We start from the raw sequence: 12,270 nt of genomic DNA on the forward strand, positions 1-12,270 counted from the left end.
TCCGACTGCTTCGACGGCTTCGACGGCTTCGCTCGGTACTGCTGTTACGGCTGTTCGTTGGGGAAGTGCGCGAGGGGGGCCTCGCCCTCGAAGAAGGTCTTGGCGCGGATCATCGCCCGCTCGTCGTTCCGCACCTGGCCGGGCCGCGAGCCGTTGCCGAGGAGGACGCCGCCGAAGCGCATCCGCAGGTAGGCGGCCGTGTTGGTGAGGGTGGTGGTCAGGCCGTCGGTGACGGCCTCGTCGTGGTCGGCCATGGCCGTGACGCCCCACAGGGTGCGGCCCGCCATGCGCCGCTTGAAGTCCAGCTCCGGGACCGCCAGCCAACCGGACCAGTAGTCGAGGTACCGCTTGGTGTTGGCGGAGAGGGTGTACCAGTACAGGGGTGAGGCGAGGACTATGTCCGTGGCCTCCAGGGTGGCCCGCCGCAGGGTCTCCTCGTTCTCACCGACCGCCCAGGTGTCGCCCTCGTGGCGGCCGTCCTGGAAGTCGGGGAGCGGGAGCCTGGCCAGGTCCACCCACTGCTGCGGGACGTCGGCCGGCAGTTGCGCGGCGGCCGTACGGGCGAGGATCTCGGTGTTGCCGTCGGGCCGGGAACTGCCCAGGACGAAGAGGAACGAGCGGGCGGCGTCGGTGGTCATGTCTGCTCCGGTACGGGCGATCGGTGGTGGTCGACGCCTCCAACCTCCCCGCCCGCCGGGGATATTCCGGCCTCCGGTCCGATCCGTCAGGTCCGCCCCGGGAGCCCCGAACACCCCGGGCCCGCCGCTCCCCGCCCCCGGTCGGCCGTCGGGTCCGCCGCCCGGCGGACCCGACGTGCTCCGGTCAGATCGGGCGGACCTGTTCGGCCTGCGGACCCTTGGGGCCCTGCGAGGTGGTGAAGTCGACCCGCTGGTTCTCGTCCAGCGAGCGGTAGCCCGTCGAATCGATCGCGGAGAAGTGCACGAAGACGTCGGCGGTGCCGTCGTCCGGGGCGATGAACCCGAACCCCTTCTCCGCGTTGAACCACTTCACAGTCCCCTGAGCCATGCCGTGCCTTCCGTTCGTCGGGGCCTCGCGCTGTCGTCGCGTCCGGCTCCCGCGCTCATTACTCCCCAGCCGTCGGCCGGTAAAACGGGCAGGTTGGCGGCGGGCCGGGACCGCTCGCCGGCGTGGCGGGATCGCACCGCTCACCCATTCGGCCGATGGTCAGGAATCGACCGCGCCCCCGTACCCGGCGAGGCGGTCGTAGGCCGTTTCCGGAGGGTGGCCGGCGCCGTGGAGGAACGCGCGGTCGAAGGCGGTCGGACCGAGGGCGGTGCGGGCCGAGGCCGTGACGCGGTCCACGTCGACGCGTTCCGCCGGGGGGAGCGGGGCTCCGGCCCGGCGGCGGGCGGCATCGGCCGAACCGAGGAGCGCGGCCGCCGCGGCGCTCCGGCCCGACCGGGCCAGGGCCGCGGCGAGTCCTTCGAGCGCGAGGGCCAGGGCGCGCGGGTCACCGGTGGTGGCGGCCGTGGCGAGGCCCTCCTCCTGGAGGGCGAGGGCGCCGGCGGCGTCGCCGCGCAGTTCGGCGCAGTGGCCGAGCTCGGCCAGGACCAGCGCGTTGGCCCCGTCGAGGCCGACGGAGCGGTGCCAGTCCAGGACGCGCCGCATGTGGGCCTCGGCGGCCGGGATGTCGCCGGCGCGGCGGGCGCCGAGGCCCAGGCCGAGTACGGCGTTGATCTCCCCGGCCTGGAAGCCCTGTTCGGCGGCCAGTCGGCGCGAGCGTTCGTGCAGGTCGTGCGCGGCGTCCAGGTCGCCGCTCAGCAGGGCGCCGCGGCCGAGGCCGGAGAGCAGGTCGGCGGCCTGGGTGGTCAGGCCGAGGCGTTCGGCGGTTTCCAGGGCCTCCTGCCGCAGGCGGGCGGCCTCGGGGTAGTCGCCGTGGATCTCGGCGAGGGTGGCGAGGGGGTAGACCGTGCCCAGCAGGGCGGCGGAGTCCCCGGTCGCGGTGAACAGGGCGGCGCTGCGGGTGCCGTCGAGGCGGGCTCCGTCGAGGTCTCCGCGCATCAGCCGTTGGGCGGAGCGGTCGGCGAGCGCGGCGGCCGTGCCCCAGTCGTCGCGGGCGGCGGTGAACCCCTCCAGTGCCAGGGCGGTGAGCTCCCGGCCCAGGGTGAAGTCGCCGGTGACGCACAGGGCGTGGGCGAGGAACCAGCGGCTCCGGGCGAGGTCGTGTGCGGTGGCGCTGTCCTCGTGGGCGCGCAGGGCTTCGTGGACGCGGTCCGCACGGTCCGCCCCCTCCCCCGCCATGACGGCGAATCCGGCGCGCAGCACCTCGACGTGGGCGCGGAGCGCGGGGGCGGCTCCGGCCGGGGCGGCGGCGAGGGCGGCTTCCAGGGAGCGGCCTCCTTCGCCGAGGCGGCCCCGCAGGACCCAGTACCAGGACAGGGCGACGACCAGGCGCAGAGCGGCGTCGGCGGACGCGGTGGGGTCGGCCGGCTCACGCGTGGACGGGGACGGGGACGCGGAAGGGGTCGTCGTCACGGGCGGGGTCGTGGTGACGGCGTGGGCGAGGGCGGCCCGGAGGTTGGCGGCCTCGGCGTCGAGGCGCTCCAGCCAGGCCTGCTGGTCGGCGGTGCGCAGCCGGGGGGCGGCGCTTTCGGCCAGGGCGAGGTGGTGGGTGAGGTGGCGGGTGCGGGCGGCGTGCGTCTCGGCGGCCTCGTCGAGGCGTTCGGCGCAGTACGCGGCGACCGATTCGAGCAGCCGGTAGCGGGGGCCTGCCGGGGTGTGGGTGAGGGTGAGCAGGGAGCGGTCGACGAGGCGGGCCAGCAGGTCGAGGACGTCCGCGGCTTCGATGCTGTCGGCGGCTCCGGTCCCGTCGCCCGCGCACACCTCCTCGGCGGCCCGCAGGGTGCAGCCTTCGGCGTGCACGCACAGGCGGCGCAGTACGGCCCGTTCGGGGGCGCCGAGCAGGTCCCAGCTCCAGTCGATGACGGCGCGCAGGGTCTGTTGGCGGGCGGGTGCGCCGCGCCGGCCGGAGCTGAGCAGACGGAACCGGTCGTCGAGGCGGTCGAGGACGCCCCGGGTGCCCAGGGCGCGGACCCTGGTCGCGGCGAGTTCCAGGGCGAGCGGAATGCCGTCGAGGCGGCGGCAGATGGCTTCGACGGTTTCCCGGTCGTCGGTGTCGAGGACGAGGCCGGGCGCGCCGGCGGTGGCGCGGGCCGTGAACAGCTCGACGGCCGAGGGGAGTTCGAGGGTGGGTACGGTCCACAGGGTTTCGCCGGCGAGCGCGAGGGGTTCCTGGCTGGTCGTCAGGACGCGCAGGCCGGGGGCGGTGCGCAGGAGCAATTCGGTGAGGGCTGCGACCTCGTCGGCGAGGTGTTCGCAGTTGTCGAGCACGAGGAGCAGTTCGCGGTCGCGCAGGGTGGCGGCGAGGCGCCGGTCGGGCGTGAGTCGCCGCTGGTCGGGGGCGGGTATGCCCCACACGGCGTCGTCGCGGATGCCGAGGGCGGTGGCCACGGCCTCGGCGACCTCGGTGGTGGGCGGGTCCCCGGCACGGGGCGGGCGGGCGGCGGCCGCGAGTTCGACCAGCCAGACCCCGTCGCGGAAGCCCGTCTCCAGGCCGGTGGCGGACTCGACGGCGAGGCGGGTCTTGCCCACCCCGCCGGGGCCGGTGAGGGTGACCAGGCGGCGGGTGGCGACGAGTTCGCGCACGGCCGCCACGGCCCGGTCACGGCCGAGGAGCGGGGTGAGCGCGGCGGGCAGGTTGGTGCGGGCGGGGTCGGTGCCCGTGGCGGTGGGGCCGGGGGCGGTGCGGGCGGGGGCGGTGGTGCCGGGGAGCGCGGCGCCGGAACCCGCGGCGGGCACCGCGAACGGCCCGACCGGGGTTCCCGCCGCGGCCGCGGGCCTCGGCGGGCGGGTCATGAGGTCGGGATCCTGGGTCAGGATGGCTTGGCGGAGCTCGGTCAGCGCGGGGCCGGGGTCGAGGCCGAGTTCGTCCGCGAGCCGGGCGCGCAGGTCCTCGTACCCGGCGAGCGCCTCGCTCTGCCGGCCCGCGCCGTACAGGGCCCGCAGGTGTGCGGCGCGCAGCCGTTCGCGCAGGGGGTGACGGGCGACGAGCTCGGCGAGTTCCCCGACGAGCTCCGCGTGTTCGCCGAGGGCGAGGCGGGCCTCGGCCCGCTCCTCGCGCACGAGGAGCCGCTCCTCCTCCAGGCGGTCCGCGGCGGCCCGGGTGAAGGTCTCCGCCTCGAAGCCGGCGAACGCGGGGCCGCGCCAGACGGCGAGGGCGTCGGCGAACAGCGCGGCGCGGACGGAGGGTTCGGCGGTGGCGCGGGCACGGCCGGCGAGGGCGGTGAAGGCGGCGGTGTCGAGGGTGGTGTCCCCGGTGTGCAGGACGTACCCGGGTGCCTGGGACTCGATCAGGGAACGCGCGCCCGGTTCTGCTTCGTCGAGGGCCCGGCGCAGTTGCGAGACCTTGGCCTGGAGCGCCCGGGTCGGGTTGCCGGGGAGTTCCTCGCCCCACAGGTCGTCGATCAGGCGGTGGACGGCGACGGGCCGGCCCGCGTCGACGAGGAGGGAGGCGAGCAGGGTCCGCACCTTCAGCTCGGGCACCCTCACGGGTGTTCCGTCGGCCGTCCAGACACCCAGCTGTCCCAGCACCCCGAATCGCATGTGATCACCGTAACCCGGCCCCGAACAGGGCCGTAACGGGTTCCGAACCGGATCCGAGCCGCTCGCCCGCAGTGTTCCTCCTGTCGGAGCCGCAAGGGCGCCGGCGAGGAGAACACGCACGAGAAGGAGAGCGTCATGGGCAAGCTCGACGGCAGGACGGCACTGGTCACCGGTTCGAGCCGGGGCATCGGCCGGAGCATCGCGCTGGCACTGGCGGCGCGGGGCGCACGGGTAGCCGTCCACTACGCGGGGAACGAGGCCGCCGCGAAGGAGACCGTGAGCACGATCGAGGCGGCGCGCGGGCAGGCGTTCGCGATCCGGGCCGAGCTGGGGCTGCCCGGCGACGCGGAGGCCCTGTGGGCGGCCTTCGACGAGCACGCCGACGGGGTGGACATCCTGGTGAACAACGCGGGCATCGCGGGTCCGGGGCTGATCCACGAGGTGTCGGAGGCCGACTACGACAAGGTCTTCGCGGTCAACGCGAAGGCGCCGTTCTTCATCATCCAGAAGGGCTTGGACCGGCTGCGGGACGGCGGTCGCATCATCAACGTCTCGTCGGGCGTCACGAAGGTCGCCTTCCCCGGGATGACCTCGTACGCCGCCAGCAAGGGCGCGGTGGAGGTGCTCACGCTGACCCTGGCCCAAACGCTGGGCCCGCGGGGGATCACGGTCAACGCGGTGTCGCCGGGGACGATCGAGACCGACATCCACCCGTGGATGGCCGATCCGGCCGCGAAGGCGCACGCGGCGGGCTTCTCCGTCTTCGACCGGGTCGGGCAGCCGGACGACGTCGCCGATGTGGTCGCCTTCCTCGCCACGGACGACGCCCGCTGGGTGACCGGGCAGAACATCGACGTCAGCGGAGGCTCGGGGCTGGGCATCTGACGGCGCGTCCCGTCACCCCGCCCGCGTCCCGCATCCCTCGCCCCCGCTCCCCCCGCCCCGCTCCCCTCCATGGAGGTTCGTCGTGACCCGGACCCTGCTCGTCCTCGCCCATCCCCGCAGCGATTCCCTCACGGCGCAGGTGGCGGAGCGCATCCGGCTCCGCCGGCGGGCGGAGGGGAACACGGTGGACCTCCTGGACCTGTACGCGGAGGACTTCGACCCGCGGCTGACGCCGATCGACGAACCGGACTGGCAGGACCGGGGGAAGCGGTACTCGCCCGAGGTGCACGCCCACATGCGGCGCGTCGAGGAGGCCGACGAGGTGGTGGTGGTCTTCCCGGTGTGGTGGTTCGCTCCGCCGGCCGTGGTGAAGGGCTGGATCGACCGGGTGTGGAACTACGGCTTCGCGTACGGGCGGAGCACCCCGACGCTCCGGGGGAAGCGGATGCTGTGGCTCGGGCTGGCCGGGGGCACGGCCGCCGAGTACGAGAGCTCCGGGCTCGGCGCCGCCCTCGAAATCCAGCTCCGGGTGGGGGTGTCGGAGTTCTGCGGGGTGGAGGGGGCGCAGGTGCGGCTGCTGCACGGCACGGAGTTCTCGGGGGTTCCGCAGGCGCTCCGGCCGGAGCGCGCCCGGGAGGTGTTCGCCGCAGCCGACGCCGCGGTGACGGCGTACGACGGGGCGGGGGCGTACGACGGGGCGGCGGCGTCCGGCCGGAAATGACGTTGCCCACGCTTCCTAATACCTCTAGGTTTTTCCCTAGGAGCACAAGTTTCGACTGAGGGAGGCGCCGAATGGTGAGAGCGGGACTGAGCCCCGGCGTGCTGACGCTGGCGGCAGCCGCGATGGCGGACGAGGAGGGGCTCGACAAGGTCACCCTGTCCGCGCTCGCCCGGCGGTTCGGCGTCAAGGACGCCAGCCTGTACGCGCACGTCCGGAGCCTGCGGGACCTGCGGGTCCGGGTCGCCCTGTTGGCCTCCGAGGAGATGACGGACCTCATCGCGGCCGCCGTCGCGGGCCGGTCGGGCAAGGACGCGCTGGTCGGCTTCGCCGACGCCTACCGTGCGTACGCCCTGGAACACCCCGGCCGCTACGCGGCGACGCAGATGCGGTTCGACCCCGACGAGGTGGCGGGCTCGAAGGGCTTCGCCCGCAGTGTGGAGCTGACGTACGGGATGCTCCGCGGCTACGGGCTGACCGAACCGGACCTGACCGATGCGGGGCGGCTGCTGCGCAGCACCTTCCACGGCTACGTCCACCTCGAACTCAGCGGCGGCTTCGGGCACTCCCGTGAGGTGCGGGACTCCTGGGCACGCTCGCTCGACGCACTGCACGTCCTGCTGGAGAACTGGCCGCCGCGGCCCGACGGGAGCACCGACCGATGAACACGACCCCCACGACCGGCGCCCTCGCCGTGCCCGGCGCCACCCTGTACCACGAGCGCCGGGGCAGCGGCCCGGTACTGCTGTTGATCCCGGGCGGCGGGGCGGACGCCGGACTGTACGCGGGGATGGCCGGGGACCTCGCCGCCGGCGGGTACACGGTGGTGTCCTTCGATCCGCGCGGCCAGTCCCGCAGCCCGCTCGACGGGCCCGCCGCCGACCATCGGGTGGCGGACTGGGCGGACGACGCGTACCGGCTGCTCGAACTGCACTCCCCGCACGAGCCGGCGTACGTCCTCGGTTGCAGTGCGGGAGCCGTCGCCGCGCTGGACCTGCTGGCCCGTCATCCGGAGCGGGTGCGCCGGGTCGTGGCGCACGAGCCGCCGCTGGTGGAGGCGCTGGAGGATCCCGCGCCGTACCGGGCCATGTTCCACGAGGTGCGCGAGGTGTTCCGGGCCCGGGGAGCGGCGGCTGCGATGGCCCACCTCGGGGCGGGACTCGGCGAGGGCCCGGACCGGGAGGAGGCCACCGAACTGCCGCCCGAGGTACAGGAGATGGCGCCGCGCATGTACGCCAACCTGCCCGTGTTCCTGGAGCACGTCCTGTGTCCGTTCACGTCGAGCGTGCCGGACGTGGCGGCGCTCCGGGCCGCCGCGGACCGGCTGGTGTTGGCGGCCGGACGGGATTCGCGCGCGATGCCGGCCCTGTACGGGCCGGCCCGCAGGCTGGCGGAGCTGACCGGGGCGGGCTTCGCGGAGTTCCCGGGCGGACACGTCGGTTGCACCGAGCACCCCGGGGAGTTCGCCGCGGTGCTGCTCGCGGAACTCTCGCGGGAGAAATAGTTCCGGGCGGCTGTCACATCCGTTCCTCGCGGCGGGTCATGGGGGTGTCCAGCACGACGAGCCCGCCGCGAGGAGCCCCGATGTCCACCACCGCCACCGTAGTCACCCTGGTCGCCGCCTTCATGGCCGGTTTCTCCGGCGCCTCGATCTTCTTCGGCGCCGGGTTCACCGTCGAACCCCTCGCCGCGTACGGCGTCCCGCGCGGCTGGTGGAACCGGCTCGGCGCCGCCAAGGTCGCCGGGGCCGCCGGCCTCGTCGTGGGCCTGTTCGTCCCCGCCGTCGGCGTCGCGGCCGCGATCGGCCTCGTCCTCTACTTCACCGGCGCCGTCATCACCGTCGTGCGCGCCCGCGCCTACGCGCACGTCGCCTTTCCCATGATCTACGCCGCTCCCGCAGTCGCCGTCCTCGCCCTCGTCCGACCGGCGGCGGGAGGCCGCGGCGGGGCGTTCCGAACCGGTACCCCGTCCCATTCCTCAAGATCATCGGGTGCAGAATGACGCTCATGCCGATACCGAACGTGCCGAAAACTGCAACGCTCGACGACACGTCCCTGATCAGCCGCACCCTGGCCAGGGCCTTCGAGGACGACCCGATGATGCGCTGGTTCTTCCCCGAGGACGCGGTCAGGGAGACCGCGCTGGGCCGGTACTTCGCCACGCTCTTCACCCGGCAGTACGTCCACCACGGCGTGTGCGAGCGCACCGACTCGGCGGCCGCTTTCTGGGTGGCGCCGGAGGCCCAGGCCAAGGCCGTACCCGACGCGGACACCATCCGGGAACTCCGGGACATCCTCGGCGACCGGGCCGAGCTGTTCGGCGCGGCCGTCGAAACGGCCGCCGGGCACGCCCCCGGGGAGGCGCACTGGTCCTTGTCGCTCATCGGCGCCGACCCGGCCGCCCAGGGCCGGGGCCACGGAGCCGCCCTCCTGCGCTCGGGCCTCGCCCGGGCGGACGCGTCGGGCCTGCCGGCCCACCTGGAGTCCTCGAAGCCGTCGAACCTCCCCTTCTACGAACACTTCGGCTTCACGATCCGCGAGGAGGTCCACCTGCCCGGCGGCGGCCCCACCCTCTGGACGATGTGGCGCGAACCCCGACCGGCCGACGGGCCCGCCTGAGACGGTTCACCGACCCGCCGGTCGGCTGCCGGCGGGTCGACACCACAGCCCGCCGTGCGCCTCCCTCGCAGCCACCGGATCCACCGCGATCGACATTGTCAAGCGCGCTTGCGATGGTGGGGCACATGGGACACGCTCGGGTCATGAAGACCTCACCCCGCCCGACCCACGTGGCGCTGGACCCGGGCGAAGCCCGGCACCTGGACCGGCTGGCGCAGAAGGTCGAGGAATGCACCATGGCTCTGGAGCAGGCGCGAGGCGCCCTCGGTGAGGCGGCCGGCCGTATCGCCGCCGGGTACGAACGGGGCGGGCCCGCGGCGGTCGCCGCCCAGGTCGGCTGGTCACGCCAGCACGTCTCCACCCTGGCCGCCGCGCACCGGCGCCGGCAGGGCAATGGGCAAAAGGACGCCGCATGAGCTTCGCAGCCGAACCTGCCGGGGCCGGTGGTGTGCCGCAGCCGGCGGCCACCGTGGAGGAGCTCCGGGCGGCGTTGACGCGGATCGCGCCGGATGCGGTGGCCACTTTCGATGCCGAGCGTGCGGCGGCCGTCGCCCGGGCACGGCAGGAAGTCAGTTCGGCACCGATGCGCCGTTTCCTGCGCCAGTGGGCACTGCACGTGGCGATCGAGCGGCACCCGGACCTGGCGGCGCGGCTGCGGCACCTGGAGGCCCGCGCGGCACACGTGAGCGACGTGGAGGAGGGGCGGGCGATCGCCGCGGAGATCGGACGGATCCTGGACAAGGCTGCTTCAGAGGCCGGTCCGGACCATGGCGGCGGGTCTTGAGCGACTGGCGGTGGGAGTACGACCCCGATGCCGGGCACGTCGTCAAGGGTCTGCCTTCTCACGTCGTCGCCGAGGTCGAGCGGCTGGCCACCGAGCTCATCGCTCTCGCCGAAGTCGGAGTCGATGTCAACGACATCGGCGAGGGCGCCCGTCGTGGCGTCCCCGGAGGGCTGCGGCGGATTCCGCTCCTCTCGGACGGCTGGTTCCACGCCCTCCCCTTGCCCCGGCTCCGTCTCGTCGCGATCGTCCGCGTGATCCCCCCGTACACCGACCTGTGAGCCGGCGCGCCGGCGCCCCGGCCTGGCGGCGCTCGGGGGGAGGCCGTCATGCCGGGGTGTCGCCGGGTGGTGGTGCCCGGCTCTTCGTGGGGCCGGTCAGGGTTCCGTGCTGCTGCCGATCGGCGGGATGTGGCGGAGGAGAGCGGCCACCGCGACCGCCGTCAGGACGGCCAGGGCGGCGCTGACCAGGGACGCCGTGTGGAAGCCGGTACTGAAGGAGTCCCGGGCGACGGTCAGGAGGTCGGAGCCGAGGGCGGTGGGGAGTTGGGCGGCCGCGTCCGTCGCGCCGCCGATGGTGTCGCGGGCGGAGGCGAGGGCGTCGGCGGGCAGCCCGGGCGGGGCGGTGGCGGCGACCTCGTCGCGGTAGACGGCCACCGCGACGCTGCCGGTACCGGCGATGCCGAGGGCCAGCCCGAGGTCGTAGGCGGTCTGGCCGGTCGCCGCGGCCGAACCGGCCTTCTCCGCCGGGGCCGATCCCACGGCGAGCGCGGTGCCGAGCACGCTGATCGGGGCGATGCCGAACATGACGAGCGCGAGGCCCAGGGAGACCGCCGGCACGCCGGGCTGCGTGGCCAACCAGAACCCGGGCAGCGTGGCGGCCAGGCCCCCGAGGATCACGTGCGCGGGGCGGGTGCGGCGGGCCAGCACCGGGGTGAGTTGGGAGCCGAGGACGAGCCCGGCCGCGCCGGGCAGCAGCCACAGGCCCGCCGTGAGCGGGGACAGACCGCCGATGGCCAGGAGGTGCTGGGGTACCAGGTACTCGATGCCGTTCAGGGCCATCATGCCGAGCAGCAGGGTCAACAGGGCTCCGGTGAAAGCGCGGTGGGTGAACAGGCGCAGGTCGAGGAGCGGGGCGGCCAGCCGGTTCTGGCGGCGGACGAAGAGGACCGCGAAGACCGCGCCGACCGCGATGGCCGCCAGGTGGGTGGCCTGCGGTCCGAACTCGGCGAGCTTCTTGATGCCGTACACGACGGGGAGGATCGCGAGGAGGAACAGTGCGGCGCTGGGCAGGTCGATGCGGCCGGCGGACGGGTCGCGGTACTCGGGGAGCAGCAGGGGTGCCAGGAGGACGACGGGGACCATGACCGGGACTCCGAGGAGGAACACCGAGCCCCACCAGAAGGAGTCCAGCAGGACGCCGCCGACGACGGGGCCGATCGCGATCCCGACGGAGAGGGCGGTGACCCACATGGCGATGGCGGTGGCCCGCTGCCGTGCGTCGGTGAACATGTGGGTGATCAGGGCCAGGGTGGACGGGAGCACCGCGGCCCCCGCCACGCCGAGCAGGGCCCGCGCCGCGATGAGGGTCTGCGGGTCGGGGGCGTACGCGGCGAGCAGCGAGGCGGCGATGACCCCGACGGAGCCGGCGAGGAGCAGCCTGCGGCGTCCGATGCGGTCGCCCAGCGTGCCCATGATGACCAGGAACCCGGCGGTCATGAACCCGTACATGTCGGTGGTCCAGAGCAGTTGGCTGCTGGAGGGGTGGAGGTCGGCGGTGAGGTACGGGGTGGCCAGCCACAGGACGCCCAGGTCGGCGGTCATCAGGGCGACGGGGAGGAGGAGTACGGCGAGGCCCAGCCACTGGCGGGCGCCGGCCTTCGCCGGCCGGGGGTGGGGGTTTCGGGTGTTTCCGGGGGCGTCCGGGGAGGGCGTGGAAGAGGTCGTCGTCGGTGTCATGGGTGCACTGTGCGGGGGTGTGCTTCGGGTTCGGTTCGGATGTGGTTGCGGCCCTGTTCCGGTGCCGGTGCGGGTGCCCGCACCGGTGCCGATCCCGGTGACCGTCCCCGTCCCGAACCCGATGCCGACCCCGGGGTCCCGGCGTTACCGGCCGGTGGCGGTCCAGGTGTCGTGGCCGACCAGGAGGGTACGCAGGTCCCCCTTGCCGTGCTGGTCGACGGCGGTGTCGAGTTGGTCGGCCATGAGGGTGTCGTAGACGGGTCGGTGGGTGCTGCGCAGGACGCCGATGGGGGTGTGGTGGAGGGTGTCGGGGTCGGCGAGGCGGGAGAGGGCGAAGGCGGTGGTGGGGGAGGTGGTGTGGGCGTCGTGGATCAGGACGCGGTGTTCGTTGTCGGGGGTGATCTCGATGACGTGGAGTTCGCCGGTGTCGGGGTCGCGTACGACGCCCTTGTCGTTGTCGGTGCCGAAGCGGATGGGTTGGCCGTGTTCGAGGCGGATGACGGCTTCGCGGGCCTGTTCGTTGTCCTTGAGGGCGTCGAAGGCGCCGTCGTTGAAGATGTTGCAGTTCTGGTAGATCTCGACGAGTGCGGTGCCCTGGTGGTCGGCGGCCCGGCGCAGGACGTCGGTGAGGTGTTTGCGGTCGGAGTCGATGGTGCGGGCGACGAAGGTCGCTTCGGCTCCGATGGC

The 12,270-nt window shown here is 74.1% G+C and carries 13 protein-coding genes and 1 pseudogene; 9 read left to right on the forward strand and 5 right to left on the reverse strand.

Annotation, left to right across the window (positions count from 1 at the left end):
* Nucleotides 1-44: 44 nt before the first annotated feature.
* The 3 genes from ACFVS6_RS20485 to ACFVS6_RS20495 form a co-directional block, all read right to left on the reverse strand.
* Complete coding sequence (locus ACFVS6_RS20485; protein ID WP_389705577.1) at nt 45-638, reverse strand: flavodoxin family protein; 594 nt, start codon at nt 636-638, stop codon at nt 45-47.
* Nucleotides 639-822: 184 nt separating this feature from the next.
* Nucleotides 823-1,026: a cold-shock protein gene (locus tag ACFVS6_RS20490; protein WP_389705579.1), complete on the reverse strand. Its 204-nt coding sequence runs from the start codon at nt 1,024-1,026 to the stop codon at nt 823-825.
* 159 nt (nt 1,027-1,185) lie between these two features.
* Nucleotides 1,186-4,623 (reverse strand): BTAD domain-containing putative transcriptional regulator, encoded by a 3,438-nt coding sequence (locus tag ACFVS6_RS20495; RefSeq protein ID WP_389705581.1) that lies wholly within the window; start codon nt 4,621-4,623, stop codon nt 1,186-1,188.
* Nucleotides 4,624-4,758: 135 nt separating this feature from the next.
* Between ACFVS6_RS20495 and ACFVS6_RS20500 the strand changes: the two genes are divergently transcribed.
* From ACFVS6_RS20500 to ACFVS6_RS20540, 9 genes are all read left to right on the forward strand, one after another.
* Nucleotides 4,759-5,508, forward strand: coding sequence for an SDR family oxidoreductase (locus ACFVS6_RS20500; protein ID WP_389705583.1), 750 nt, complete (start codon nt 4,759-4,761; stop codon nt 5,506-5,508).
* A gap of 82 nt (nt 5,509-5,590) precedes the next feature.
* Nucleotides 5,591-6,229, forward strand: coding sequence for an NAD(P)H oxidoreductase (locus ACFVS6_RS20505; RefSeq protein ID WP_389705585.1), 639 nt, complete (start codon nt 5,591-5,593; stop codon nt 6,227-6,229).
* A gap of 71 nt (nt 6,230-6,300) precedes the next feature.
* The gene (locus tag ACFVS6_RS20510; RefSeq protein WP_389705586.1) at nt 6,301-6,891 is read left to right on the forward strand and encodes a WHG domain-containing protein; all 591 of its coding nucleotides are present in this window, start codon (nt 6,301-6,303) and stop codon (nt 6,889-6,891) included.
* Nucleotides 6,888-7,730, forward strand: coding sequence for an alpha/beta fold hydrolase (locus ACFVS6_RS20515; RefSeq protein WP_389705588.1), 843 nt, complete (start codon nt 6,888-6,890; stop codon nt 7,728-7,730). Before ACFVS6_RS20510 ends, ACFVS6_RS20515 begins: the two co-directional genes overlap by 4 nt.
* Nucleotides 7,731-7,810: 80 nt before the next feature.
* A complete protein-coding gene (locus ACFVS6_RS20520; protein WP_389705590.1) occupies nt 7,811-8,227 on the forward strand; it encodes a DoxX family protein in 417 nt (138 codons plus the stop codon).
* Nucleotides 8,228-8,232: 5 nt separating this feature from the next.
* The gene (locus ACFVS6_RS20525; protein WP_389705592.1) at nt 8,233-8,844 is read left to right on the forward strand and encodes a GNAT family N-acetyltransferase; all 612 of its coding nucleotides are present in this window, start codon (nt 8,233-8,235) and stop codon (nt 8,842-8,844) included.
* A gap of 143 nt (nt 8,845-8,987) precedes the next feature.
* Nucleotides 8,988-9,260: a hypothetical protein gene (locus ACFVS6_RS20530; RefSeq protein ID WP_389705594.1), complete on the forward strand. Its 273-nt coding sequence runs from the start codon at nt 8,988-8,990 to the stop codon at nt 9,258-9,260.
* The gene (locus ACFVS6_RS20535; protein ID WP_389705595.1) at nt 9,257-9,628 is read left to right on the forward strand and encodes a DUF6247 family protein; all 372 of its coding nucleotides are present in this window, start codon (nt 9,257-9,259) and stop codon (nt 9,626-9,628) included. The genes ACFVS6_RS20530 and ACFVS6_RS20535 overlap by 4 nt, the downstream gene beginning before the upstream one ends.
* Nucleotides 9,625-9,906: a hypothetical protein gene (locus tag ACFVS6_RS20540; RefSeq protein WP_389705596.1), complete on the forward strand. Its 282-nt coding sequence runs from the start codon at nt 9,625-9,627 to the stop codon at nt 9,904-9,906. Before ACFVS6_RS20535 ends, ACFVS6_RS20540 begins: the two co-directional genes overlap by 4 nt.
* A 96-nt stretch (nt 9,907-10,002) precedes the next feature.
* Here the strand turns inward: ACFVS6_RS20540 and ACFVS6_RS20545 are convergent, their stop codons facing one another.
* Together ACFVS6_RS20545 and ACFVS6_RS20550 are read right to left on the reverse strand one after the other, a co-directional pair.
* Nucleotides 10,003-11,583 carry an MFS transporter gene (locus ACFVS6_RS20545; RefSeq protein ID WP_389705597.1) on the reverse strand — a complete coding sequence of 527 codons (1,581 nt, stop codon included), beginning with the start codon at nt 11,581-11,583 and terminating at the stop codon, nt 10,003-10,005.
* A gap of 144 nt (nt 11,584-11,727) precedes the next feature.
* Nucleotides 11,728-12,270, reverse strand: a pseudogene (locus ACFVS6_RS20550) (2-oxoacid:ferredoxin oxidoreductase subunit beta); the annotation flags it as partial.

It is taken from the genome of Streptomyces sp. NPDC057939, assembly GCF_042887545.1.
Classification (GTDB): domain Bacteria; phylum Actinomycetota; class Actinomycetes; order Streptomycetales; family Streptomycetaceae; genus Streptomyces.